Source organism: Vibrio sp. FE10 (assembly GCF_030297155.1).
GTDB lineage: Bacteria > Pseudomonadota > Gammaproteobacteria > Enterobacterales > Vibrionaceae > Vibrio > Vibrio apostichopi.
Genome location: NZ_AP028067.1, coordinates 2772937 through 2799635 on the forward strand (window position 1 = coordinate 2772937; position 26699 = coordinate 2799635).

Annotated in this window: 26 protein-coding genes and 1 tRNA gene; 8 read left to right on the top strand and 19 right to left on the bottom strand. The window is 44.8% G+C overall.

Going from position 1 to position 26699, the window contains the following annotated elements; translation table 11 throughout:
* Positions 1-14 precede the first annotated feature (14 nt).
* Positions 15-2162 carry a bifunctional tRNA (5-methylaminomethyl-2-thiouridine)(34)-methyltransferase MnmC2/FAD-dependent 5-carboxymethylaminomethyl-2-thiouridine(34) oxidoreductase MnmC1 gene (mnmC, locus tag QUF19_RS12310; protein ID WP_286294228.1) on the top strand — a complete coding sequence of 716 codons (2148 nt, stop codon included), beginning with the start codon at positions 15-17 and terminating at the stop codon, positions 2160-2162.
* Positions 2163-2420: 258 nt separating this feature from the next.
* Here the strand turns inward: mnmC and QUF19_RS12315 are convergent, their stop codons facing one another.
* The 3 genes from QUF19_RS12315 to QUF19_RS12325 form a co-directional block, all read right to left on the bottom strand.
* On the bottom strand, positions 2421-2942 hold the full coding sequence (locus QUF19_RS12315; protein ID WP_286294229.1) for an NADPH-dependent FMN reductase: 522 nt from the start codon (positions 2940-2942) through the stop codon (positions 2421-2423).
* A gap of 202 nt (positions 2943-3144) precedes the next feature.
* Positions 3145-3408: a YfcL family protein gene (locus QUF19_RS12320; RefSeq protein WP_004734185.1), complete on the bottom strand. Its 264-nt coding sequence runs from the start codon at positions 3406-3408 to the stop codon at positions 3145-3147.
* A 9-nt stretch (positions 3409-3417) separates the two neighbouring features.
* On the bottom strand, positions 3418-3948 hold the full coding sequence (locus QUF19_RS12325) for an elongation factor P hydroxylase (RefSeq protein WP_017111159.1): 531 nt from the start codon (positions 3946-3948) through the stop codon (positions 3418-3420).
* A gap of 301 nt (positions 3949-4249) precedes the next feature.
* On the opposite strand from QUF19_RS12325, the gene QUF19_RS12330 reads away from it, so the two are divergent.
* On the top strand, positions 4250-4873 hold the full coding sequence (locus QUF19_RS12330; protein ID WP_286294231.1) for a trimeric intracellular cation channel family protein: 624 nt from the start codon (positions 4250-4252) through the stop codon (positions 4871-4873).
* A 108-nt stretch (positions 4874-4981) separates the two neighbouring features.
* Here the strand turns inward: QUF19_RS12330 and aroC are convergent, their stop codons facing one another.
* The gene (aroC, locus tag QUF19_RS12335) at positions 4982-6067 is read right to left on the bottom strand and encodes a chorismate synthase (protein ID WP_004734182.1); all 1086 of its coding nucleotides are present in this window, start codon (positions 6065-6067) and stop codon (positions 4982-4984) included.
* A gap of 390 nt (positions 6068-6457) precedes the next feature.
* Here aroC and QUF19_RS12340 point away from each other — a divergent pair, with 390 nt between their 5' ends.
* Positions 6458-6961, top strand: a complete 504-nt coding sequence (locus QUF19_RS12340) for a GNAT family N-acetyltransferase (protein ID WP_286294234.1) — start codon at positions 6458-6460, stop codon at positions 6959-6961.
* Between the two features lie 113 nt (positions 6962-7074).
* Here the strand turns inward: QUF19_RS12340 and QUF19_RS12345 are convergent.
* A tRNA-Arg gene (locus tag QUF19_RS12345) sits at positions 7075-7151 on the bottom strand.
* 211 nt (positions 7152-7362) lie between these two features.
* Here QUF19_RS12345 and folD point away from each other — a divergent pair.
* Complete coding sequence (gene folD, locus QUF19_RS12350) at positions 7363-8220, top strand: bifunctional methylenetetrahydrofolate dehydrogenase/methenyltetrahydrofolate cyclohydrolase FolD (protein WP_017110310.1); 858 nt, start codon at positions 7363-7365, stop codon at positions 8218-8220.
* Positions 8221-8390: 170 nt separating this feature from the next.
* Here folD and QUF19_RS12355 read toward each other — a convergent pair whose 3' ends face one another.
* From QUF19_RS12355 to QUF19_RS12375, 5 genes are all read right to left on the bottom strand, one after another.
* Positions 8391-10205, bottom strand: a complete 1815-nt coding sequence (locus QUF19_RS12355) for a cation:proton antiporter (RefSeq protein WP_286294238.1) — start codon at positions 10203-10205, stop codon at positions 8391-8393.
* Positions 10206-10421: 216 nt separating this feature from the next.
* Positions 10422-11621, bottom strand: coding sequence for a NupC/NupG family nucleoside CNT transporter (locus QUF19_RS12360; RefSeq protein WP_054547197.1), 1200 nt, complete (start codon positions 11619-11621; stop codon positions 10422-10424).
* A 205-nt stretch (positions 11622-11826) separates the two neighbouring features.
* Entirely contained in the window at positions 11827-12747 is a 921-nt protein-coding gene (locus QUF19_RS12365; protein WP_016789605.1) for a LysR family transcriptional regulator, read from the bottom strand.
* Positions 12748-12898: 151 nt separating this feature from the next.
* On the bottom strand, positions 12899-13897 hold the full coding sequence (locus QUF19_RS12370; RefSeq protein ID WP_102436313.1) for a lytic murein transglycosylase: 999 nt from the start codon (positions 13895-13897) through the stop codon (positions 12899-12901).
* A 29-nt stretch (positions 13898-13926) separates the two neighbouring features.
* Positions 13927-14217 (bottom strand): YcgL domain-containing protein, encoded by a 291-nt coding sequence (locus QUF19_RS12375; RefSeq protein WP_017110315.1) that lies wholly within the window; start codon positions 14215-14217, stop codon positions 13927-13929.
* Positions 14218-14439: 222 nt separating this feature from the next.
* Here QUF19_RS12375 and minC point away from each other — a divergent pair, with 222 nt between their 5' ends.
* The 3 genes from minC to minE are packed head-to-tail and all read left to right on the top strand — an operon-like array spanning position 14440 to position 16206.
* The gene (minC, locus tag QUF19_RS12380) at positions 14440-15102 is read left to right on the top strand and encodes a septum site-determining protein MinC (protein WP_004734174.1); all 663 of its coding nucleotides are present in this window, start codon (positions 14440-14442) and stop codon (positions 15100-15102) included.
* Between the two features lie 21 nt (positions 15103-15123).
* Complete coding sequence (gene minD / locus QUF19_RS12385; protein ID WP_009848498.1) at positions 15124-15936, top strand: septum site-determining protein MinD; 813 nt, start codon at positions 15124-15126, stop codon at positions 15934-15936.
* Between the two features lie 6 nt (positions 15937-15942).
* Entirely contained in the window at positions 15943-16206 is a 264-nt protein-coding gene (minE, locus tag QUF19_RS12390) for a cell division topological specificity factor MinE (protein ID WP_010436847.1), read from the top strand.
* A 119-nt stretch (positions 16207-16325) separates the two neighbouring features.
* Here minE and rnd read toward each other — a convergent pair whose 3' ends face one another.
* The 8 genes from rnd to QUF19_RS12430 form a co-directional block, all read right to left on the bottom strand.
* Positions 16326-17444, bottom strand: coding sequence for a ribonuclease D (rnd, locus tag QUF19_RS12395; protein ID WP_032500282.1), 1119 nt, complete (start codon positions 17442-17444; stop codon positions 16326-16328).
* Positions 17445-17586: 142 nt separating this feature from the next.
* Positions 17587-19281, bottom strand: a complete 1695-nt coding sequence (gene fadD, locus QUF19_RS12400; protein ID WP_004734190.1) for a long-chain-fatty-acid--CoA ligase FadD — start codon at positions 19279-19281, stop codon at positions 17587-17589.
* Positions 19282-19387: 106 nt separating this feature from the next.
* A complete protein-coding gene (locus tag QUF19_RS12405; protein ID WP_286294245.1) occupies positions 19388-20350 on the bottom strand; it encodes an alpha/beta hydrolase in 963 nt (320 codons plus the stop codon).
* 52 nt (positions 20351-20402) lie between these two features.
* Positions 20403-20963: a Slp family lipoprotein gene (locus QUF19_RS12410; protein WP_102436317.1), complete on the bottom strand. Its 561-nt coding sequence runs from the start codon at positions 20961-20963 to the stop codon at positions 20403-20405.
* 39 nt (positions 20964-21002) lie between these two features.
* Complete coding sequence (locus QUF19_RS12415) at positions 21003-21308, bottom strand: hypothetical protein (protein WP_017074520.1); 306 nt, start codon at positions 21306-21308, stop codon at positions 21003-21005.
* 133 nt (positions 21309-21441) lie between these two features.
* Positions 21442-22143 (bottom strand): tRNA (adenosine(37)-N6)-threonylcarbamoyltransferase complex dimerization subunit type 1 TsaB, encoded by a 702-nt coding sequence (gene tsaB, locus QUF19_RS12420; RefSeq protein ID WP_286294246.1) that lies wholly within the window; start codon positions 22141-22143, stop codon positions 21442-21444.
* A gap of 59 nt (positions 22144-22202) precedes the next feature.
* Entirely contained in the window at positions 22203-24131 is a 1929-nt protein-coding gene (gene yoaA, locus QUF19_RS12425) for a DNA repair helicase YoaA (RefSeq protein ID WP_099165320.1), read from the bottom strand.
* A 160-nt stretch (positions 24132-24291) separates the two neighbouring features.
* Positions 24292-24492: a hypothetical protein gene (locus QUF19_RS12430; protein ID WP_017079481.1), complete on the bottom strand. Its 201-nt coding sequence runs from the start codon at positions 24490-24492 to the stop codon at positions 24292-24294.
* Between the two features lie 282 nt (positions 24493-24774).
* On the opposite strand from QUF19_RS12430, the gene purU reads away from it, so the two are divergent.
* Positions 24775-25608, top strand: coding sequence for a formyltetrahydrofolate deformylase (purU, locus tag QUF19_RS12435; protein ID WP_026012229.1), 834 nt, complete (start codon positions 24775-24777; stop codon positions 25606-25608).
* Positions 25609-25755: 147 nt separating this feature from the next.
* Here purU and QUF19_RS12440 read toward each other — a convergent pair whose 3' ends face one another.
* A complete protein-coding gene (locus QUF19_RS12440) occupies positions 25756-26352 on the bottom strand; it encodes a VOC family protein (protein WP_286294253.1) in 597 nt (198 codons plus the stop codon).
* Between the last annotated feature and the right edge of the window lie 347 nt (positions 26353-26699).

The window sequence follows — 26699 nt, forward strand, 5'->3', positions numbered from 1 at the left end:
GAAGCCTAACAAAAGTGGTCAGCTTTCCTAGAAATTCGTACAATCCCTACCAACATATCGCTTCAAATCACAAAATGATAGATTTTATGACTTCAATTACTAATGCAGAACTGGAATGGAATGAGTCTGGCACGCCAGTTTCAGACCAATTTGACGACGTTTACTTCTCTAATGTTAACGGTTTAGAAGAAACTCGCTACGTCTTTTTAAAACAAAACCACCTTCCAGAGCGTTGGGTTGAACATCAACAACGCCGTTTTGTGATTGCTGAAACCGGTTTTGGTACAGGTTTAAACTTTCTCGCAGTCTGGCAATGGTTCGATGCTTTTCTTAAAGATAACCCACAAGCTATGACCAAAGAGTTACATTTCATCAGTTTTGAAAAATATCCTTTAAATAAAGATGATCTGATCAAAGCGCACCAATCTTGGCCAGAATTAGCCCAGTATGCGACGCAACTCCAAGAACACTATCCGATTGCTCTGCCGGAATGTCACCGCATTGTGTTGGGCGATGGCGCGATCACACTCGATTTATGGTTTGGTGATATTAAAGATTGTATGCCAAACGTGCCGACCCCGCAGGAAGGTTTGGTTGACGCTTGGTTCTTAGATGGCTTTGCGCCAAGTAAGAACCCTGAAATGTGGAATCAAAACCTATTTAACGGCATGGCCAAACTGGCAAAACAAGATTGCAGCTGTGCAACGTTTACTGCTGCTGGTTTTGTTCGCCGCGGTTTAATCGAAGCTGGTTTTGCGATGAAGAAAGTTAAAGGCTTTGGAACTAAGCGGGAAATGATTGCCGGCCGACTTGATGAGAAGCACGCTCACACCAACATCAAACCTTGGTATGGCTTAGCTCAACACAGTGATTCACAAGATATCGCCATTATTGGTGGTGGTGTTGCCAGTGCTGCGCTTGCAAAAACATTAAGCCGACGCGGTAAAGACATCACGCTTTATTGTGAACACCAACAAGCCGCAGGAAATGCCTCTGGTAACAACCAAGGTGCGATTTATCCGCTACTCAGCGAAGCGACATCCAATGTTTCAAGAATATTTGGCCCAGGCTTATTGTTTGCCCGCCAATTTATCAATCAAGCAGCGCAATCGGTGAACTTTGATCACAACTGGTGTGGCGTGAATATCTTGATGTGGGATGAAGGTTCAACTAAAAAGCTCAACCGCATGTTGGAAGGCAATTTCCACACAGACTTGATCCAGCGCTTAACGCCCGAACAAGCGAACGAAAAGATTGGCTTACCGGTTGATAAAGAGAGTGTTTACTTCCCATTGGGTGGTTGGTTAAGTCCTCTTCAACTTACTCAAGGTTTGATTGGTAAATTAGAAGAAACCAACCAAGTAAGCGCGCACTATCAACACCAAGTGACGCAACTTGAGTGGTTAGAAGCAGAGCAACAATGGCTACTAACAATTGAGACACCTCACGGTGAAATTCAAACTAAGCACGACCAAGTGGTTGTCGCGAATGGACACAAGTTCACTCAATTTGAACAAACTCGTCCCGTACCTCTGACGCCAGTTAAAGGGCAAGTGAGTCATATCCCGACCACAGAAAATCTCAGCCAGCTAAAAACGGTGTTGTGCTTTGATGGCTACTTAACGCCACAAAACCCAAATAACGGCCACCACTGTATTGGCGCGAATTACGATAAAACCAATATCGACCAAGAGTTTGATATTGAGGTTCAGCAACATAATGGCGAGCGCTTACACGGGTCGCTACCAGAGCAAGCGTGGACCAAAGATGTCGATACCAGTGGCAACTTAGCGCGCCAAGGCATCCGCAGCGTGAGTCGAGATCATCTACCATTTGTCGGTAATGTGGGCGATTTTGAATCCATCAAAGAGCAATATCAGAATCTGCACAACTTTAATCCGCAGCGTGATGCTATTGACGGTATCGAACCTGTTACCAGCTATCCGAACTTATTCTGCTTTATCGGTTTAGGTTCACGTGGTTTGAGCTCTACTCCTCTTTTAGCTGAAGTCTTAGCCTCACAAATTTGTGGCGATCCTCTCCCTCTTCCGGTTGATGTGCTCGAAGCCATTCATCCAAGTCGAATGTGGATAAGAAGATTACGCAAAGGCAAAGCGTTAACAGAAGGTTGGGTTTCAACGAAACAAGCCAGCGCGGAATAGTCGATTCTAGACTAGGTCTAAATATTCAAATAAGTGTTAGGCCGTGTTCATCTTACGAGCTTATTTTTGCAGCGAAAGGCCAACATGATCTAGTACGACCCAAAAAACAAAGCCCGAGCATCTCTCAATGCTCGGGCTTTGTTTTTTTAATCTTGTTTACGTCGCTGCTTCTTATTCCAGAGCAGTTCGTTACTTTGCAGCGGCGCGTAACTTTACATCAGCTGGCTACTTTGCAGCTATTCGCTTTACTTTCCGCTTTTACAGCTTAGCAATCGCGTCTTTAATTTGAGCGGCAATCTCTTCATTGCTGATTGAACCCGACTCAAAATCAAAATTATCGTAGAAGCTAGGTACTGACAACGATGCTTTAACGTTACCGCCAAAGTATGGCGCTGAACCTGTCGCTGCGCCAAGTACCGTTTGTGCGCCACCTGGGCCTGGTGATGTCGCTAGGTAAACCGCAGGCTTCTCACCAAACACTGAACGTTCAATACGTGTCGTCCAATCAAATAGGTTTTTGTACGCTGCAGGATAGTGGCCGTTGTGCTCAGCGAAAGAGATAACAAATGCATCCGCTTCTGCTAGGTCACGCAAGAATGCTTGAGCGCCTTCCGCTTGGCCAATCTCTTTTTCAGTGTCTTCACTAAACATAGGAACGTTGTAATCGTTGATGTTTAGAACTTTGACTTCAGCACCTTCAATCAAGTTAGCTGCGTAAGTTGCTAGAGTTTTGTTGATAGAGGTAGAGCTGGTGCTTGCGCCGAATGCGATAACTTTCATGATGTGACCTTTTCTGTGATTCCGTTAAGTGGGATTAGAATAACGTAGTCAGAAAATGGAACCATCACAAGGATTGAACGGACTCATTCAAAAATTTCGAATGAGTCTCAAATTATCGGTTCGCTCAAAAATGAGGAGGGAAAGTAGTGAGCGAATAATGTTGGGCGAATTACGGTAGACGAATAATACTAAACGGCTAAAGTTACGCTTGGTTTTGCAGCTCAACCCAAAGGTCATTAACGATCGTGCGATCGGCTGGCGTCAATTCAGAACGCGCGTCTTCTAAGCTCTTCTCAATACGCAATTTAACTTCTGCTACGTCTTCAATACCGTCTTCTTCACATGAAGCCACTGAAAGAGAAATATGACCACGTAAGTAACCACCAGCAAACAGTTCATCATCTGATGCGTTTTCAATGCGAGCATCAATTACTTCAAGTAGTTTTTCTTCAAATTCGATAATCATAATATTCTCTTATTTCACAATAAATTGGCTAGCACATAAAGGTTCTACATCGTAGAAGCTGCGCAATGCTTCAGAGAGCATTTTTACGCGAGGCGGTAGGCCAGCTTCAAAGATACCCATGACTTCGCTGTGTACTTTATTCATAAAGGCCAAACGATCTGGCTCAAAATCGCCGTGTAGATTGTCACAGCTGACATTAAAAGGAAAGCCTGCGCTCGTCGCAATGATCCATTCATACGCTTGCGGGCGAATTTCCACCTTTTCAAACTCGGCTTGAACCGACTCAGTGCGACCATCAGGCTCATACCAATAGCCAAAATCTTCCAGCAAACGACGTTCAGGGCCAGCAACACACCAGTGCGCTATTTCGTGCAGCGCAGAAGCGTAAAAGCCACGTGCGAAGACAATTCTGTGGTGTGGGATATCATCATCGGCCGGCAAGTAGATAGGCTCGTCAGCGCCTAGCTCCAATTTAGTATTAAAGCTGCCATAAAAAGTCTGATTAAAAATATCGATAATGTCGGAATATTGGTGCGTCATAAAGCTTGCTTGAAATGAAATAAACACGCGTATTTTGCTTTGTTTTGTCGGCTTGGTAAAGCCCCTATCAGGCGTAATGTTAACGACACCAGTGCTCTCCACCAGCACAAAGGCACCTACCTCTGCGATCGATAACCTCAAGTTACTCCAATTGATTACTTCAGCTAATCTGAAACCTCGATTCACGGTACAAATATTCATTCGTCAAAGCCCGTTTTTACTACTACACTCGCGCTTCATTTTTATATCCCCAAGGCCTATAACTCTCAAATTTATAGACCTAAATAATAGAGCTACAGCAATGCTACTAAGTGTTTTGTATATCATTGGCATCACGGCAGAAGCCATGACCGGCGCTCTCAGCGCTGGCAAACAAAAAATGGATTGGTTTGGTGTAATGCTGGTTGCGAGCGCAACAGCAATCGGCGGCGGTACAGTACGAGATATCCTACTTGGCCATTACCCTTTAGGTTGGGTTGAAAACCCAGAGTACCTCGCGATCACTTGTGTGGCAGGTGTCATCACGACCGGACTGGCTAAATGGGTAATCAAGCTAAAAGGGTTATTCATTCGTTTGGATGCGCTGGGGCTTATCGTATTCAGTATCATTGGTACTAAAGTGGCGATGACCATGGGTCTGCACCCTATGATTTGTATGGTGTCTGCATTGGTCACTGGCGTGTTTGGTGGCCTGCTGCGCGATCTTATCTGTCGTCAAACGCCACTGGTTTTGCATGAAGAGTTGTACGCATCTGTCGCCCTTGTCGCTTCAGGTTTATATCTAGGCTTGCTTGAGATTGGCATTAACGACGTAACAGCAACGATTGTTACGCTTGTGGTTGGCTACTTGCTGCGTATGGCGGCCGTAAGATTCAAATGGCGCTTGCCTTCGTTCCAGCTTGACCCGGAAAGCTCTGTGCATTAGATATTCTCAATGACGCAGAATATAAAAAGGGTTGCTTCATTACGAAGCAACCCTTTTTTGTTTCTATCAAATCAGTTTCAATTCTGTTCTGAATAAAACGAAGCAGAACTAGATTTTTGGCGTTTCTGTTGTCACACCAAAGTTTTGACCACGATGACGTAGCAAGTGATCAAGCAAAACAATCGCTAGCATCGCTTCTGCGATAGGCACTGCGCGAATACCAACACATGGATCGTGACGACCTTTCGTGATTAGCTGCGTTGCTTCACCATCTTTAGTGATGGTGTCACCAGGAACAGTAATGCTTGATGTTGGTTTAAGCGCAATGCTTGCCACAATATCTTGGCCAGTAGAGATACCACCTAAGATACCACCAGCGTGGTTACTGCTGAAACCTTCTGGAGTTAATGGATCACGGTGTTCACTACCGCGCTGATTAACGACATCGAAGCCATCACCAATCTCAACACCTTTCACCGCATTGATGCTCATTAGAGCGTGCGCGATGTCTGCATCTAGACGATCAAAGATTGGCTCACCAAGGCCCACAGGCACTTTAGTCGCAACCACTTGAATCTTCGCACCGATCGAGTTGCCTTCTTTTAGCAAGTCACGAATCAGTTGGTCAAATTCCGGTACTTTGTCGGCATCAGGACAGAAGAAAGCGTTGTTTTCAATCTCGTTCCAATCCACTTTATCAATTGAGATATCACCCATTTGAGAAAGGTATGCTTGGATTTCAACACCAAATTCTTGTTTCAGGTATTTCTTCGCAATCGCACCTGCCGCAACACGCATTGCAGTTTCACGAGCAGAAGAGCGACCGCCACCTCGGTAATCACGCACACCGTACTTTTGATGGTAGGTATAATCAGCGTGGCCAGGGCGGAACTTGTCTTTAATTTCGGAATAGTCTTTAGAGCGTTGGTCTGTGTTTTCAATCAATAGACCAATAGAAGTACCCGTAGTTTGGCCTTCAAATACACCGGATAGAATCTTTACTTCATCCGCTTCACGGCGAGCCGTTGTATAACGAGAAGTACCAGGGCGACGACGATCCAAATCTCTTTGAAGGTCTGCTTCGGTAATTTCTAATCCTGGTGGGCACCCATCTACGATACATCCTAGTGCGATACCGTGACTTTCTCCGAACGTAGTCACGCGGAAATGTTGTCCGATACTGTTTCCTGCCATTACTTCCTCTAAATCAGCCATCAATCAGAAGGTTTGATTCCTAAACCAACCAGCTAATAGCTTTACTTGTCTATTCTTCATGAATTCATAGTGGCTTTATTACCAAATGATGTAAACCCCAAAAAACGAACAATTTTAACTTTCTATTACATGAGCCGAATGAAATGAATAACGAAGGAAATGAGTCGCGCATAAAGAGCCGTGTTTTTAGTATGCTCGAAAGGCAAAAAATCAATACCTTTGCCCTTTCCGGTTTATCGCCTTTAAACCAAGTCAGTTATTAAACCAAGTCAGTCATTTTTCCCTCGTAACAAGGCCAGTTAACAAAGGTTAATGAACTCGGTTTAAATACTCTCTATGTTGTAGCCCACAATAATAAGGAGAAGAATAATGATTGAGTGGAGAGTTAAAAAATTTGCGGATCTGTCTGTTCAAGAGCTCTATGATTTCTTGCAACAAAGAGTCGACATTTTTATCGTCGATATGAATACGCCATACAGCGATTTGGATAGCAAAGATAACCACCCAGAGACTTATCACGTCATGGGCTATGAGAACGAACGCCTTGTCGCTTATAGCCGAATTATGGCTCAGAAGCTGGGATACCCAATTGATGTTCTTCCTCTGCTGGATTCTGATGCGAATGATGTGTGTATCGGACGAGTGATCGTAGCAAAGGATTATCGAGGTAAACAGATTGGTAACCAGCTGATGCAAGTGAGCTTTGATGCAACCCGCGAGGTGTACCCTGACTGTTCAATTTTTATTTCGGCACAAGCACATCTCAAAGACTACTATGGTAAATTCGGCTTCGACGTTGTTACCGAAAGTTACTTGGAAGACAGGTGCAGTATGTTAGGTCTTAGATATACCCCACAGCTTGTTGCAGTTTAGCAAAAGCCGAAAGACGGAGACATCTAAATGCAAAACATGGTATTGATCGATTAAGTCGTTCTGAAATGCAAAAAACCCGACAACTCAGAGAGTTATCGGGTTTCTTTAAATAGTGGTACGCCCTGAAGGATTCGAACCTTCGACCACCTCCTTAGAAGGGAGGTGCTCTATCCAGCTGAGCTAAGGGCGCGCTACAGGAAAGGATTATACGAATTCGAATCAGTAAAGCAACGGCTTTGTGTAACATTCTGATCCAAGTGAGTAAAAAAAGGGCAATGAGATTATAAGTGTTGGAAAATAGACCAAAGCAAACGTTTGCTTGATGGTAATCAAAAAGATTTTCTGGAATAATGCGCCCAAAACATCAGCCACTAACTTGAATATCAATACTAAGGAAATTCATGACTGCTCAAAATATTGATGGAAAGCTAATTTCTCAAACCGTTCGCTCTGAAGTTGCGGCACGTGTAAAGGCTCGTACAGAAGCTGGATTGCGCGCTCCGGGCCTAGCGGTAGTTTTAGTGGGTGAAGACCCTGCCTCTCAGGTTTACGTTGGAAGTAAGCGTAAAGCGTGTCAAGAAGTAGGCTTCGTTTCAAAGTCTTTTGATTTACCAGCGACGGCGACAGAAAATGATCTGCTAACGCTCGTCGACCAATTAAATGAAGACCCTGAGATTGATGGCATCCTAGTTCAACTGCCTTTGCCTGCTGGTATTGATACCACTCACGTTCTTGAGCGCATCACGCCAGAGAAAGACGTTGATGGCTTCCACCCTTACAACGTAGGCCGTTTGGCTCAACGTATGCCTAAGCTACGCTCTTGTACGCCTAAAGGTATCATCACGCTGCTTGACCGTTACAACATCGATTTACGCGGCAAGCACGCGGTTGTTGTTGGCGCATCAAACATCGTAGGCCGCCCAATGACTCTAGAGCTTCTTCTAGCAGGTTGCACGACAACAACATGCCACCGCTTCACCAAAGACCTTGAAGGTCATGTACGTCAAGCAGATGTTGTTGTGGTAGCCGTTGGTAAGCCTAACTTCATTCCTGGTGCTTGGATTAAGAAAGGCGCAGTTGTGGTCGATGTAGGTATCAACCGTTTGGAATCTGGCAAGCTCGTTGGTGATGTTGAATATGATGTCGCGAAAGAGAGCGCAAGCTTCATCACACCCGTTCCGGGTGGTGTTGGTCCAATGACAGTAGCGAGCCTAATCGAGAACACAATGATTGCTTGTGAGCAGTTTCACTCGAAGTAATTTGCGAACGACAGTCTCGGTAACAATACCGTTGGCATGAATTGCCTCGCCCTAGAGTAAAATAAGCTAGAGCAAAATTAGAAAGCCGCAGCGTGAAAACGTTGCGGCTTTTTTGATACTGAGCCATTCATTTTTGATACACAGCGACTCGATTTTATACAGAGCACTCTCTACTTATCTGGAGTGTCAACTCTTTCATTTTGATCCGAAGGTGGCAATAAACTGATGATCGCACACTCCGTTGATATGAGTTTTTCCAAATCAGAACCTTGTGTCACTAAACGGAAGTCACCCCCAGTAATCACACCCAATGGAATCGCTTTAGGATATAGCGCGTTAAACTCATTAAGGTCAAATGCTTCGGTCAAACCCGTGCTCTTAATTTGGCTACCTTGAGCCATCAAGGAGTTAAGCTTGGAATAGGTAATTCCTTCCGAAAACAGACTTCTGTTGCCATCTCGGCTCACTGAGTGCCTTTCGTGTTTAGTCTCTGTCGATTCAAGCTCAAACACCTTATTTTCACCGAACTCATCTTGATAATGCATGCTGACTAATGGGTTGGTTTGACGATAAGGCGAGACGATCATCGCGAGCCCTATCCCATCCAATTCCAAATTGTTTTCCGCATGGCTTGAGGCTGGGTTACCAAAATAGACATTCAAGTTATCCATACGCGCCAAACGAATGCTTTCCCAGTTGGTATCAGCAAGCACACTGTTGATGTTGTGTGTCGCCAGCACCTTGGCAAACTGTCTTGCAAAATGAGTCGCGCCAAAGAAGATAACCCCTTGCGCTTTCTCTTGCGTCACACCCAACCTTCTTGCCCACCAACTTGCGGTAAGGCTCTGAATAACAACCGTACCGATGATGACCAAGAACACCATTGGCACCAGTAAATCTGCCCCTTCAATCAATTGCTTCTCTTGAAGTTTGATAGCAAACAGAGAAGAAACCGCAGCCGCGACGATCCCGCGAGGCGCCATCCAGCTTAAAAACCATTTATCTGCCGAGGTAAGATCCGTGCCGATCCCACTGATCCACACACTCAGCGGGCGAGCCACCAGCATAACGACCGCTAATAAGCCAATACCGCCCCAACCTATCGAGAGGAAAGTTCCTGAATCGAGTCGACTCGCCAGTAAGATAAACAAGGCAGAAATGAGTAACACGGTTAAGGTCTCTTTGAACTCAATAATATCTTCAAGATCCAAGCCTTTCACGTTGGCAAGCCAAATCCCCATGATGGTCACGGTTAATAAGCCAGATTCTTCACTTAAGTCATTAGAAAAAGAGAACGCCGCCAGCATTAGCGTCAGGACTGCCACGTTCCGCAAATAGTGCGGAACCCAATGCCCTTGCAGCATTTTGGCAATCAAATAGCCACCGATGATCCCCAAGCCTAAACCGATGGCCAGAGTCAGCCCTAAGGCCGACAGGACATGGCCCGTAGGATCGGCTGAAGAGACAATGTATTCGTAAACGAGAACAGCAAACAGAGCGCCAATCGGGTCAATCACTATCCCTTCCCAGCGCAAGATACTGCCTAACGAAGATTTGGGTTGAATGCTGCGCAGCATGGGAACAATAACGGTTGGCCCCGTGACCACCACTAAGGCGGCAAACAACGCGGCTAATGGCCAACTGAAATCCACAAAGTAATGAGCACCAACGACAATGCACGCCCATGTAATCAACATACCGAAACTCACGAGGTGCGTCACCATGCGACCGTGACCTCTTATTTCTTTGAAGTTCAGGGTCAATGCACCTTCAAACAGAATGATGGCGACACCTAATGAAATCAGCGGAAATAGCACGTCACCAAAAATGGCATCGGGATTAAGGATGTTGAGACCGGGACCTAAAAGCAGACCGACAATAAGAAGAGGAAGAATAGCAGGTAGACGTAAGCGCCAGCCTAACAATTGACACGTTAAAGACAGCAGTCCAATTAACGCCAAGGATGAAGTAATCGACAAATCCATTTATGCCCCTAAAAGGTTTGCACCACACCCTGTGGTACAAACTTATTAACTGAATAAGAAAAACTACGTCATTACACTATAGGATCTCTTTATCACACTAACCGAATATTATTGTGATTAATCAGTCACTTTACTTATGGGGCAACACAGTATTAAAAATCTAACTGGGTACTTAGAACCCAGTTAGAAAACACTCATCAATTAACGAAGAGGGACTTAAAGAGAAAGCACCACACCAGCAATCGCTGCGCTCATTAAGTTGGCAAGTACACCCGCACAAATCGCTTTAAAGCCGTATTGTGAGATGAAAGAACGACGCTCTGGAACTAAGCTGCCCAAACCACCAATCAGAATTGCCATCGTAGAGATATTGGCAAAACCACATAGCGCGAAAGTAACGATCGCTTTTGAGTGTTCACTCAATGCGTCTTTTACGTCCATTAACTGAATGAAAGCCACAAACTCGTTGACAACGATTTTGTTACCGATCAGCGAACCAGCAACCACAGCCTCAGACCACGGCACACCGATCAGCCATGCAACGGGTGCGAACACATAACCTAGGATAAGTTCGAAGCTTAGGTTTACGCCAAACCAACCACCAACAATACCTAACAAACCATTCAGCATTGCAATCACACTGATAAAGGCCAGAAGTGTCGCACCCACTGCAACGGCAATACGAAGTCCAGACATAGCCCCATCTGCCATTGCCTCAACTACGTTTGTTGCTCGTGGAATTTCAACGTCAGACTCAATATTTTCTTGAGCCTCATCTGCGCTGCCTGGTACCAAAATCTTGGCCATCAATAGACCAGCAGGTGCAGACATGAATGCCGCAGCGATAAGGTAATTCAAATCAACACCAAGCGATGCATAACCCACTAACGTACCACCAGCAACAGAAGCTAAACCACACACCATCACGGCAAACAACTGTGAATCCGTCATATGCTTCAAGTAAGGTTTAACCACCAATGGCGCTTCGATCATGCCAACAAAAATATTCGCAGTAGCAGACAGTGATTCCGCACGACCTGTACCTAAGAACTTTTGCAAAGCACCGCCGATAAGGTTGATCACCTTTGGCATAAAGCCGATGTGGTACAAACCTGAAATCAGTGCAGAGAAAAAGATAATGATACCGAGAACGTTAATAGCGAAAACAAATCCGTTATTCGTGAGGCCACCAAATAGGAAGTTAATCCCCTCTTGACCGTAGTTGATCAAGCTAGACACCGCACCAGTAGCTGCATTCAGCACTTCTTTACCCATTGGCACATAAAGAACCAATAGCGCGAATGAAATTTGCAGTAAGAAAGCCAAAGAGACGGTTCTTAGCGGAATATTTTTTCTGTCCGTAGATAGTAACCAAGCGGCTACTAAAATAGTGATAATTCCAAGTAGGGAAGCCATATGCGTCAACCTAAAAGTTGTAGGTAGGAAAGGCGACGCATTGTATAGAGGAAATCGTTTGCGGCAAGGTGCGGTTGTTAATGTGATGTTGGGATTATCACTGCCTCACCTATGATTATATTAAAGCATTGAATTTTAATGATTTAACTTGCTTAAAAAGCATACTTTTTCCATATGGAAATTATATTTATAGATTAGGAAACAGTTAACGGTGCAGCTCAACACAGGTTTTGAGGTTTTCATCCCAATAAGTCGGCGATCCGATATGATCTTTAATGAACTCAATCACAGCTGAAAGCTTCTTCGGCATGTTCTTTCTACTCGGATATACAGCGTAAAATGGCATCAATTGGCTCGCTCGCCACTCCGGTAATACTTGGATGAGCTTACCTGTCCTAAACTCTTCTTTGACTAAGTAAGTCGCCAGATAAGCAACTCCCCAGCCTGACACAGCCGCGTCTCGTACCGCTTCAGCCAAATCCACTGAGTAATCGCCCGCCACTTTAACGCTGAGGTTTTCTTGGCCGTTATCAAATGCCCACGATGTGTAGTCTCGTTCACGGCTGCGATAGATAAGGCAGTTATGGTCAATAAGATCAGATGGCACATGAGGAGTCCCTGCCTTGATCAGATAATCCGGTGATGCCGCCACCACAAACTGGCTATCGGCTAAGCGCTGCGCAATATAACCTTCAGGCAAATCTTCATTGTTGGTGATCCAGAGATCCAAACGCTCTTCAATCATATCCACTTTGTAGTCGAACAAATGCACTTCGATTCTCAGCTGCGGATAGAGCTGTCTGAGCTGATCAATCGCAGGAATGATATGCAGTGTGCCAAATGACTGTGACAAGCCTACTCGCAATATCCCTGAGATATCATCTCGCTGGCTGTCCATATCCATTTGAGCCGCTTTCACGGTGTTGAACAGCTGCTCACAGTGCTGATAGAACACTTCCCCTGCTTCGGTTAGTGTCAGGCTGCGTGTGGTTCTTTGCACTAGCTTGATACCTATCGAGTCTTCGAGCAAAGCAACCTGCTTACTGATGTGAGACACCGACACATTCAAACTTTTTGCTGCACTGGTAAAGCCTTCATGCTTGATTAACGCATGGAATATCACCATCTGTGCGGCTCTATCTGTTAGCACAAGACCACCTTTAAAAATCTCTGAAATATAAAAGAAAAAGGACTCCGAAGAGTCCTTTAGTTCGTTCTGCCTATGGTAGGCCAAATGCTATCAAAGCGACCTAAATCAATTAACCAAATTAGGTCGACTAATCAAACTTAATTCTATCTGCTAGGTGGCTGACCGCCAACGCAAAGTAGTAAGAACGATTCCACTTCATTAACACATTGTAGTTGTTGTAAATGAGGTACGAACGGCCGGTTTCATCGTCTGGCATAATTAGCCAAGCTTTAATATCTTCATCAAGCGTTGGTAATGGACGATCGTCAAAGCGTTTAATACCGAGTTCAGACCACTCTTTTAAGTATTTCGCTTTGTCTTCACCTCGGCCTTGCATCTCGATAGACACGCTTGCCGGAACATGAACCTGACGGCCCCACGTATATTTGTCATCCCAACCTGATTGGCTGAGATAATTAGCCGCCGAAGCAAATACATCTTCTTCAGTGCCCCAAATATCTTTCTTACCGTCGCCGTTACCGTCAGCGGCATAAGCTAAGAATGAGCTTGGCATAAACTGAGGCTGCCCCATCGCGCCAGCCCAAGAGCCTTTCATCTCTTTGGGTGCAATATGGCCTTGGTCAAGAATCGTTAACGCTGCCATCGCTTCGCTACGGAACAACGCTTCTCTGCGCCCTTCGTAAGCCATGGTGGTTAAAGCATCGATAACACTGTAATTACCCGTGAACTTGCCAAAATTACTTTCTACGCCCCATAGAGCGACAATGAACCTTGGTTGAACACCGTACTCGTCACCAATACGCTTTAACGCTGTATAGTGTTCCTTATAGAGCGATCTTGCCTGTTTCACTTTCCAATCTGGCACCGCTCGTGGAATGTATTCATCCAGAGTCAGTTTCTTCTCAGGTTGGTTCTTATCAGCTTTGACAGCTCTCGGCTTAAACGTCACACCATCAAAGGCTTCTTCAATGATCGCTTCAGAAATGCCTTGTTCACGGCCTTGCTGCTTTAGCTTTTCTACATATTGTTCAAAGCTAAGCTCTTCAGCCTGTACTGAACCGATAGTCAGGCTATTACCCAACAGCAATGCTGACACGGCTAATAGGGTCTTAGAAAATTTACTCAACGATCATTCCTCCTTGAATTAGGTGGCTATCACTCTTCGTCTTGAACATTTTGCTGAGCTTTACGCTCTTTATGCAGTTCAAGTTCGTTAACCGGCGGAGGCGGAACCTGCAAAAAGAAACCATCGTTTTTTAGTGACTCTTTCACTTTTTCGATGCTGACTTGGGCAAGCGTGCGGCCTTCCATTTTAATTACCATTACAAAGCTAGGTTTACCAAACATTTGCATCAGTGCGTCAGGGACTTGTGAGAAATCATCCTTTTTCGGGATATAAAGGTATGTTCCTTCTTTTTTTGAACTTTTATATATAGAACACAGCATGACAAACCTTTTTTAAATGTTTATGGCTACAAAACTCTCACTTGTGAGTTCAATAGTTTATGTTGATGAATTATTGGGGACAAAACGTTTATTTGACAACAAGATTACTTGCTGTGCTTGGTTTGGGAATATAACATGATAAACCTAGTTTCAGGCAATGCCCTTTATCTTTAAGATGAAAGAAATTGTACCTATTCGCAATTGAGGTCCTGTAGTTTTTCGATGTCTAGTAACCCAGATCTAAAAGGTAGCAGTTTCACGCTATCTGTTTTGCACTTATCCGATGATCAAGTCGAAAATGCAGTGTCTTTTCTTCAAGAGAAGGTAGACCAAGCACCTACTTTTTTTGCCGCGGCTCCTGTTGTTATCAACATTAGTAAAGTAGCTGGCGATATTGATTTCGTACAGCTCAAAAATGGCATATCTCAAGCGGGTATGATCCCGGTTGGTGTGGCAGGTTGCTCAGATAAGCGCATGCAAAACTTAGCCAGAGATGCAGGTTTTGCCGTTATGACAGCGAGCAAATCGCCTTCTCAAGCTCCGGCGAAGATGGCTCCGATAAAGGTGGTGAGAACCCCGATTCGTTCTGGTCAGCAAGTGTATGCCAAAGATGGTGATTTGCTGATTCTTAGCCATGTAAGTGCAGGTGCGGAAGTGATTGCCGATGGCAGCATCCACATTCACGGCACGCTACGCGGTCGCGCGATTGCAGGGGCAAGTGGTCAAACTGAAGCAAAAATAATTTGTAATGATTTACAAGCCGAGCTGGTTTCCATTGCAGGAAATTACTGGCTCAGCGATCAAATTGATAGCGAGTACTGGCAAAAGAAAACCATGTTCAGTATGGCAAACGATGTATTACACGTTGATGTCCTCGCAATATAAGAGAAATAAAAGGAAAAAAGAATGGCACGCATTATCGTTGTAACGTCAGGTAAAGGCGGGGTGGGCAAAACGACCTCCAGTGCAGCTATTGCCTCTGGCTTAGCTCTGAAAGGGAAGAAAACAGCGGTTATCGATTTTGATATCGGTCTGCGTAACCTAGATCTAATCATGGGTTGTGAGCGTCGCGTTGTGTACGACTTCGTTAACGTGATCAATGGTGAAGCGACGCTGAACCAAGCAATGATCAAAGACAAGCGCACAGAGAACCTGTTCATTCTTCCTGCTTCTCAAACTCGTGATAAAGACGCATTGACGAAAGATGGCGTTCGTCGTGTATTCGATGAACTGGATGAAATGGGCTTTGATTTCATCATCTGTGATTCTCCTGCTGGAATCGAGCAAGGTGCTCTAATGGCGCTTTACTTTGCTGATGAAGCGATTGTAACCACCAACCCTGAAGTCTCTTCTGTACGCGATTCAGACCGTATTCTAGGTATTCTTGACTCAAAGTCTCGTCGTTCAGAAGACGGATTAGAGCCAGTGAAAACGCACCTTCTACTGACTCGCTACAACCCAGCACGTGTAACTCAAGGTGAGATGCTCAGTGTTGAAGACGTTGAAGAAATCCTGCACATCTCTCTACTGGGTGTGATTCCAGAGAGCCAAGCAGTACTGAACGCATCAAACAAGGGTGTTCCGGTTATCTTTGACGAAGCAACCGATGCAGGTATGGCTTACAATGATACTGTAGAGCGACTACTGGGTAGCCAAGTGGACTTCCGTTTCTTAACGGAACAGAAGAAAGGCATCTTCAAAAGACTGTTCGGGGGCTAATACGCAATGTCATTACTAGAGTTTTTCAGACCACAAAAAAAGACAACCGCAAACCTAGCCAAAGAGCGTTTGCAGATCATTGTTGCTGAGCGACGCAGCCATGACGACCCTGCACCATCATACTTGCCGCAACTGAAAGAAGACATCTTGAAGTGTATTGCGAAGTATGTGGAAGTCGATCCATCAATGGTTGATCTGACTTTCGAACACAAAGATGACGACATCTCCGTATTAGAGCTGAACGTTAAGCTTCCAGAAGAAGATCGATAAGTAGAGCCTGAGCTGTGCTTATCAATCTTCAATAAAAAAGAGAGCCTAGGCTCTCTTTTTTGTGTCTGAAACTTTTATCTCTAAAGCATTCGTTGCTTGCTTAAGATATAGATATACAGTTATTTGATTGCTTTGTTTAGCTTCTCGCCTACTACGTCTAGACGCCAACCTTGCATTACATCAGGTAGCTTCTCTGGATTACGATCGTACTTCCAAATCCAGCTTAACACTTGATTAAGTTGCTTCTTCGACGCCAAAAATTCCGTCGCTAAACCACTGTGTTGCGATGCTGTTTTCACTTCATCTTTCAACACTTTAAAGAGTTGCTTGTAACCTGGGTAGTCCATTAGACGTTCTACTGGCGCTGGGTATTCTTCTTCTGGCGTATGCTCAGCTAACTTCACGATAGAGCTGATCTTCGCACCATGGCGACGTACAGAGCGGTAATCAAAACCTTCCTGTTCCATATGCTTAGGGTCTTTCATTGCAAATCGAGCCACGGCCCATAAGTCTTGCTCTTTAAAGACAAAGTTCAACGCTAAATCACGCTTGATCGCTTCTTTTAAACGCCAAGTTGCTAGCGGTCTTAAAATAGCTAGTTGCTGAGGCTTGAGCTGCCACGCGCCTTTGATATCAAGGTAAGCGTTGTCTGGGTTTGCTTTACGGATGCGCTTTGCCACTTGTAAATCAGACTCTTGCTGCGCTGCTTCCCACCAGCCCGCTTCCATCACTTTTTCTAGAAGCTTGTTGTACATTGGCATCAAGTAGTGAACGTCTGCTGCTGCGTAGTCGAGTTGCTTTTGAGAAAGCGGACGCGCTAGCCAATCAGTACGAGATTCACTCTTATCTAGGTCAACGCCTACAAACTCAGAAACCAGAGCTGCAAAGCCAGTTGAAAGACCATGACCTAAGAAGGCCGCCATGATCTGCGTATCCACCATTGGTGTTGGCGTACAACCAAATGCGTTCTGGAAAACTTCCAGATCTTCGCCACACGCATGCAACACTTTCAGTACTGACGTGTCTTTCAACAGCCCAACAAACGGTGTCATTTCATCAAGAGCAATAGGATCAATCAGTGACAGCGTTTCACCATCAAATAACTGAATTAAGCCTAATTGAGGGTAATAGGTTCTTGTACGAACGAACTCTGTATCAAGCATAACAACATCGGCTTCACGTGCTTGTTGGCAAACTCGCTCAAGGTCTTTAACTTGGGTAATGATTTGATAATCCACAAAAACTCTCACTGATTTTACTTTGATCGCCGGATACAAAAATGCCGACATTAACTGTCGGCATTCTAACACCATTTTTCAGCGCTCGCTTAGATTAAGCGCCTGAATGGTTTCGGGTGCTCATTTCTCGCAAACCCGAGCATTACTCACTTGCGCGTTTGGCAAGCTCTGCGTCGTTTTCTTCACGAAGCACTCGGCGCAAGATTTTGCCTACATTGGTTTTTGGTAGTTCTTCACGGAACTCAATCAATTTAGGGATCTTGTAGCCTGTTAGGTGTTCACGGCAGTGCGCGATAATATCTTCTTTGGTTAGGCTAGGGTCACGTTTCACCACGTAAATCTTAACTAACTCACCAGACACTTCATGAGGTTGGCCGATAGCCGCAACTTCCAACACTTTGCCATGCAGAGCCACTACGTCTTCAATCTCGTTCGGGTAAACGTTGAAGCCAGACACAAGAATCATGTCTTTCTTACGGTCTACGATGTACAACAAGCCTTCGTCATCAAACTTAACGATATCACCCGTCGATAACCAACCATCTTGGTCGATCACTTCTTTAGTCGCTTCTGGACGTTGCCAGTAGCCTTGCATCACTTGAGGACCACGAACCTGCAATTCACCCACTTGGTCATTGCCAACCACTTTACCTTCATCATCAACAATACGAACTTCTGTTGATGGTACTGGTAGGCCGATTGCACCTGTGTAGTCTTTCAGATCGTATGGGTTACCTGTTACCAGAGGAGCACATTCGGTTAAACCATAGCCTTCCAGTAGGTGGACACCTGTCGCTTTCTTCCATTGCTCAGCAACAGCGCGTTGAACCGCCATACCACCGCCAACAGATAAACGCATGTTACTGAAATCCAGCTCGTGGAAATCTTCGTTATTCACTAAAGCATTGAACAAGGTGTTTACACCAGTAATCGCGGTAAACGGAACCTTTTGTAGCTCTTTAATAAAGCCTGGAATGTCACGAGGGTTAGTAATCAGAAGGTTACGACCACCCATCTCAACAAACAGTAAGCAGTTCACAGTCAGTGCGAACACGTGGTAAAGCGGCAATGCCGTTACCACCAATTCACGGCCTTCTTGCAGTACCGGGCTGTATGCCCCTTTCGCTTGAAGTACGTTCGCAATCATATTGCGGTGCGTTAGGATTGCGCCCTTCGCTACGCCCGTTGTACCACCGGTGTACTGTAGGAATGCGATGTCATCGCCAGCCATAAATGGCTTCACGTATTGTAGGCGACGGCCTTTATGCAGTGCTTTTCTGAATGAGATAGCACCCGGCAGGTCGTACTTAGGCACCATGCCTTTTACGTATTTCACTACGAAGTCGACAATCGTACCTTTTGCTCGTGGCAGCATTTGCCCCAAGCTGGTTAGCACAACATGTTTAACCGGAGTTTTATCAACGACTTTTTCTAGCGTGCTCGCAAAGTTAGAAACGATAACAATCGCCTTTGCGCCAGAGTCATTCAATTGGTGTTCAAGTTCACGAGGCGTGTACAGTGGGTTGACGTTCACTGCAATCATACCTGCACGCAGTACACCAAAGAGTGCAATTGGGTATTGCAGCAGGTTTGGCATCATCAGCGCGACACGATCGCCTTTCTTCAGTTTTAGATCATTCTGCAAGTAAGCAGCAAAAGCACGACTGCGCTCTTCAAGCTTACGGAATGTCATGATAGATCCCATGTTCTCGAATGCTGGTTGGTCTGCGTACTTCTGTACCGACTGTTCGAACATTTCAATAAGAGATGGGTACTGATCTGGGTTGATCGTCTCTGGTACGTCACTTGGATAACGTGAAAGCCAAGGTTTGTCCACTATGTTACTCCTCGTTTATCAGCTGACGACTGCTTCGCCGCTTTTTATCATTGCGGTATTACAGCACAGCTTTAGTGCATGAGCACTAAAAGGCTCAAACACTTGTTTAAATTTTGTTAACTACACCAAGAATTAGCTCTGAAACTAGCTCTGGGCTCTCTAAATGGCAATGATGTCCGCCAGGAACAGTCTCTATATTCAGAGAACTATGGGCTGATTTGTAGCGATTATGCTGCAAATGTCGGAATCCATCATTTCCTAAAACTATTAATTGAGGGCATTCAATAGCCGCCATGATCGCTTCAGCATGCGCTTGTGACATTCGATATAACGAGTCACATTTTAGGTTAGGGTCGCATCGCCATTGCCATTGCCAAGAGTTATCGAACTCGGCAATACCTTGGTCATCAATCGCCTGACTAAGAGCAACTTGATCTACTGTCGCTTGATCAAAAGCAGCTTGAGCAACAACAGCTCGATCAACAGTACTTAGCTCAACGATTCCTCGTTCAACAATAGGAGCAATAAGTTCTGCTTTGATTTGGTTGGCGTGAGCTCTCAGCTTAATAGCATCCTCAAGACTTGCTAGAGGACGTGAAGGCTTTCTTCGCTGTCGAAGACGACTGAGTACCCCATCCCTCAAGCGAGAGACTGTTTCGTAGGGAGCTTCAGAAAGAGGTCCGTGACCTTCAATTTGAATTAATCCTGACACCTTTTCAGGAAAGGCGGCACTATAACAACTTGCGATCAATGCACCAAGTGAATGTCCTACTAGTACCAGTCTGTTTGGTGATAATTTAATCACCAACTGATGCAAATCATCAATATAGTCGTGAAACGGATAGTAACTGCCCGACTTATGCGATGAGAAGCCATGACCAAAGAGATCTATCGCAACTAGGTGAGAGTTTGGTGAAAGTGCTTCTAGATTCGAGATAACAGAAGAAAAACTCGCGGAGTTATCTAACCACCCATGAATAAAAACGACCGTCGTAGCGGTCGTTTCTGGGTTACCTATCTGTTGTGTTGCAAGCGTCCCGCTCGCAAGGGAATATGACTTTTCAATCATCGAGAGTTTGTCGCCCTTAAATTGTTCAATTCATCGAGTTCACATAACCCGACTATTCCACGTCTTGAATCACACGTCCGTGCTTAGGCATTGTCTGAAAACTACGACAGTGCAAGCTTCGGCAAGAGTAATACGTTGGAGCAAAGTCGTTGATGACGACTCGTTCCGTTATCTGCCACAAGCGTTGATTGTAAACGTTCATCACTGGGAAGGTATAAGGATAATCACCAATGGTGCCATCTTCAGTGCCATTCGATTTACCCACTAAGGTCACTAAACGGCCTTCAGAAAAGCTTAATGGTTCAACATACCCATCAATGTAAGCGACAAAACGCCCTTTTGGCTCGGCATCAATATCTGGCTTACCGTTACTTGAGATAGGTAAGTTAACCACTTCAACACGAGTCTTATCTTGCATGTTAGTGACTTTAGCAATCACACCACCTAAGCGAACATCACCAGCGTCTGGCACTGTGTTGACCCACTCTTGGTAGTCCGTTACGACTTGTTCAGAGTTTGCATTAAGTTCTTCAGGTAAAGAGGAGCAGCCCATCACCATCGAAGAGAAAGCGACAAGGAAAAATAAGCGAGATTTAGAAATGAGAGAAAACATAATGCTGGTCCTTAGAACAGGATAAATAAAAGCACGAAGCTAGATATAAATATCGACTCCAATAAGCTTCGCAAGTTCCTCTTTTTTAGCTTGATTCATCACATCCATATACTCTTCCATCGCACGTCGTCCACGCCCTTCTGGAAGATCATATTGAACCTGAGCTTTGTGAATCTCAGATTCTTTGACTTGGCGAATGGAATGCGAGACAGCATTCGCAACCTTAGTTGGCTGACCAACTGAGGTTTTTGCATCGCCTTTTTTTACCTCGTTCTTTTTATTGGTTCGATTGGTTTTGGATGTATTGCCTATCGAAGAAGGAGGTAAGCCGTTTATTGAAACCATGCTTAAGGAATTTTGTACCTGAGTTTAATGATTTTGTATCTGTTTTAATTTTGGCTCTGCAAAGTGAATGACAGAACCAAAACAAGGCGTGAAACAACACGCCTTAATTGTAGTTTACTCACAAACTAGCGACTTATTCACGACCTGGTAGTTTCTTCCAAGTCACTTTATCACGCAGGTAAACTGGCTCAGATTCTTCAGCTGAAACCGCTTTACCTTCTGAATAAGCAAATTGAGCAAGGAACGCCATATCTTGCGCTTCTGGGAACAGAACTTCACACGCTTTGGTGTTGATCGCTAGTGTATCCATGTGCTCTGTGTACGCTTCCCAACCGGTGCCTACTTTTGCCCATGTCTCAGAATCCACTTCAAGATGCGCAGCCAATTCGCTTGGAGGTGTGACACATTCAGCATCAACTGCAGTCCAACGACCGTCTTGTTCACGGCTGTAACGAGCCCAGTACACTTCACTCATGCGCGCATCAATCGCTGTTGCTACGTGAGTTTCACCAAATTTACGGTAGCTGCCCTGAGCCATCGCTGCCAGTGTAGACACACCGATCATCGGTAAATCAGCACCAAAAGCCAAGCCTTGAGCAATACCAATACCAATACGTACGCCCGTGAAACTGCCCGGGCCTTGGCCAAACGCGATTGCGTCGATATCTGTTAAAGCGATGTTCGCTTCTTTCAGTACTTCATCAACCATAGGTAGAATTTTTTTCGTATGGTCTCGAGGAGCCTCTTCGCTACGTGCGAACACCTGGTCACCCATTACTAGTGCAACTGAACAGTTTTCAGTTGCGGTATCTACTGCAAGAATTTTCGCGCTCATTCGTGTCTCAAATATTCGTTATCTAATCTAAAAATAATGGCTAAACTCAACAATGCCAATTACTCAGCAGCGGTTGAATGGTCTTTAGCTAAGAATTCTTTAATGATCCCTAAGTCACGAGTACGTGGGATAGGCGGTAAACTCGCCAAAAATACACCACCGTAATCACGGGTCACCAAGCGGTTATCGCAAATAATCAAAGCGCCATTATCACGCTTATCACGTATTAATCGGCCAACACCTTGTTTCAAGGTAATCACTGCGTCTGGTAACTGCACTTGTGCAAAAGGATCACCCCCTTTTAGCTTACAGTCCTCGATTCGAGCCTTAAGTAACGGGTCGTCTGGGGCGGTAAAGGGCAATTTATCGATGATAACACAGCTTAATGCGTCGCCCCTAACATCGATCCCCTCCCAGAATGCCCCCGTGGCCACCAGCAATGCGTTACCTAATTCCATGAATTCCGCTAAGGTTTTTTGCTTACTGGTCTCACCTTGTAATAGAACGGGTACAGTCAGCGTTTCACGGAATCGCTCGCCCAACTCTTTCATCATGCTGTGTGAGGTACACAGGAAGAAGCAGCGACCTTGGTTTTGCTCAATCACGGGAGCCAGCATTCTGACTAATTTGTCAGCCAAGCCTGGACTATTTGGCTCTGGAAGGTAACGAGGCACACACAAGCGCGCCTGATTCGGGTAATCAAATGGGCTCGGCAATGAAAACTGTGCCGACGGCTTTAATCCAAGTCGAGAGGTAAAGTGATCGAAATCATCCGACACCGCTAGCGTTGCTGAGGTAAACACCCAAGCACCGGGTTTAAGCTCGATTTGTTCGTGGAATTTATCGGCAACTGAAAGCGGTGTGATGTGCAAAGCAAATTGTCTTGGCGTCGTGTCATACCAATAAGAATAACCGGTAATCGACACATCACATACACGTTCGATACGCGACTTAATCATAGTTGCGCGCTCGAAGGCCGTGTCTAACAACTGGCTTCGACCCAATGCTAATTTCAAGACATCGACAGCCAGTTGCAACGCATCTTGTAGGCGAACTAGCTCTCTCGCAATCGACTCTGACTTCAATGCTTCACGCCAATTGCCACGAAAGCCCGTATCACCGAGCACAATGCGTAGGTCAGCAGCTGATTGAATGAGCCTCTCGCCAACCTTTTGCAGCTGACGCATGTCTTTAGCTTCAGTGCGGTAAGCGATTTCAATGTCTTTGGCTAATTCTTGGATTTGTCTGCTTGATACTGATTGTCCGAAATACTGGCTGGCGATATCAGGAAGTTGGTGCGCTTCATCGAAAATAAACACATCAGCCTCTGGAATAAGCTCACCAAACCCAGTTTCTTTAATCGCTAAATCCGCGAGGAACAGGTGGTGGTTTACTACGACAACATCTGAATCCATCGCTTTTTTACGCGCTTTCAGCACAAAGCAATCGGTGTAGCTTGGGCATTCTTTACCTAAGCAGTTGTCGTTAGTTGAGGTAATGGTTGGAATAACCGGGCTATCTTCAGCAATATCATCGCAATCACCTAAGTCACCAGTTTGAGTCGCCGACGACCAGCTGCGCACTTTCACCAACTGCGCTAACAATGTCGGATCGGTATGAGTTCCATGACTTTCGATCATCTGGCGGCTCAAGCGGTCTAAACACAAATAGTTTGAGCGACCTTTCAGCAGGGCAACCTGACCATAAAAGCCAAGCGCATCGACCATTAACGGTAAATCACGATGAAACAGCTGCTCTTGAAGGTTTTTAGACCCCGTACTAATGATGGTTTTCTTGCCACTTAGCAGCGCTGGCACGAGGTAAGCAAACGTCTTACCGGTACCTGTCCCTGCCTCAACAACCAATTGGCTTTGTTGCTCAATGGCTTGTGAGACCGCTTCAGCCATGTCCAACTGAGCTTGTCGTGGTTGAAACCCAGGGATCGCTTTACCCAGAGCACCATCAGCAGAAAACGTTTTAGATATCATAGAGTACGTGGTTTAGAAAAATAGAAGGCGAATTATGGCAGGTTTAGTGAGCCGGTGCGAATCAGAAATGACTGCGCACCGGAGGTGTCTATCGAATAGAACATGGCAGGCTAAGTCCTTCTTATCAACCTAGCCCAAAACAAATGAAAGGGTTGTTTAACTACTTACGATTCAAATAACGAGACAACCAAGGCGCACCAGTAAAGTCGGTATCACTTGATTGCATGGCTTTAGCAGCATCAGTCGGAGAGGCTTTGCTTTCCCACATTTCATCAAGAACGTTGCCGTCCACCTGAACATCACCAACTAATGAATTTACACGCTTACAATATAACTTTTTCGCTAGTAACTCTTTATCCATAAATGATCACCTATGCATGGCTGAAAATGTTGGCTCGCTCTAGTGGGACTTGACCGAGAATGTCGGTTAAAACCGTCAGAAATCTAACCTCTACCTGAATTTATTAAGCCTCTCAATTTATTAATCCCCTAAATGAACGGTAGATTTTGTTGAAACCAAATTGATAATAGATTAATTATAACGGTGATATTGCGGCTCAGTTCACCGTTCGACAGCCTGCATTAAATTTGAAGAATCCCGATTGCATATAATAAGTGCAACATTCATGGAAGTAAGATGCAAATGGAAAGAAAAACTTTATTAACACATTGTACTGACGCCCCAGGCCTCATCTCAAAGATCACCAACATTTGTTACAAGCACCAACTCAATATTATTCACAACAATGAGTTCGTTGATAACACTAGTGGCCACTTCTTTATGCGTACCGAGCTAGAGGGTTACTTCAATGACGAAACCTTACTTGCCGATTTAGATCAAGCGCTACCAGAAAAGACAAAACGTAAGCTTGTTGATTCATCTCGCAAGCGTGTAGTGATACTCGTGACTAAAGAAGCTCACTGCCTTGGCGATATTCTGATGAAGAACTTCGATGGCAGTTTGGATGTCGAAATTGCCGCTGTTGTTGGCAATTACGATACCCTACAAAGCTTAACCGAGCGTTTTGATATTCCTTACCATCATGTTTCTCACGAGGGATTAAACCGTGAAGAACATGAAAAGAAGATGCTTGAAGTGATTGACCAGTATGAGGCGGACTATCTAGTTCTTGCTAAATACATGCGAGTACTGACTCCGGGTTTTGTTGAGAAGTACAACCACAAAATCATCAACATCCACCACAGCTTCTTGCCAGCATTCATTGGTGCTAAACCATACCAGCAAGCTTATGAGCGCGGCGTAAAAATCATTGGTGCAACGGCGCACTTCGTGACAAACGATCTCGATGAAGGCCCGATCATCAAGCAAGATGTTATTCCAGTGGATCACAACTTCAGCGCGAAAGACATGGCTCAAGCGGGTCGTGACGTCGAGAAGAACGTATTGAGTAAGGCTCTAAACAAAGTGATCAATGATCATGTGTTTGTTTACGGCAACAAGACTGTAATTCTGTAAGTCGGGGCTTAAAAGCGATTTACAGTAAGACTTCCAGTTCGAACCCAATAAAAAACGCGCAACAGGCTTAACCCGTTGCGCATTTTTTATATCTGGTTATCAGACTAGCTTTTAGAGATTCCCTTCTAAGAACTTACCCAAGTCAAATTAAGCTTGTTCAGATTCAACAATCTTCTTCAAAGAGTGTGGATGCAGTTTGATGCAAATCCCTTGATGCTTGAATGCAACCGTTGGGTTATTCAAACGTTCACCCTCGCCTTTCGGGCTAGAGAGTTTTATCTTAATACCTTGCTCAGCAAAAGTTTCAAACTTAACGGCGAACTGTGGGTAGGTTTCTTTAAGATCCGCTAGATACTCGTCGGCCGTTTGCGCATGAGAAGGAATCACAAACTCAACATGCTCCCAGTCTTGAGATGGGTAAATTTTACCTTCTGCAGGATACGGAAGCTCTAAACACTCAATCTTCCAGCCAAGACTTTGCAATGGTTCATCAAAAGCCAACACCACAATGGGACGACCGTTAATCATCGCTTCTGAAATCGTAGAGCCGTATTCAGACCATGCTTGATGTGCTGATTTCGCAAGCTCAGTTTCATTGATTCTTAGTGCAATATGATCCGCTTGAGCAAAGCTTAAATCCAAACCCAATGTATTTCCTAGGTTCTCAATTTTCGCCATAAACGTATCAAGGCGCGCAATCATTTGTTGTGGTTCCAGTTCGGCTAGCTTCAGGCTCATCGTCATTGTCTTTGTTCTCCAAATAATGGCTGCATGGTATCAGTTTTACTTTCAGCAACAAGCGTTGCTTTTGCAAAAAACACTCAATTGACGCCCTATCTCAACAACCTAAATAGACAAACTCAGCTTCTCAAAAGTTGTTTGTCAAAAACCCCTCAGGAAATGTGAATTTTCTATCAATCCGGCCTATAAGAAAGCTCTCAAAATTGGTATGATTACCGCCATTTTTGTGAACTTAAACAGAGTCTGTTGTTCATTTCAGCATTAAATCGTTAACTAGACGCATAATTAGCCAAATTTAATGCCCACGAAATAACGGCCACTCTTATTCATCCTTGAATTGAAGGAAACGC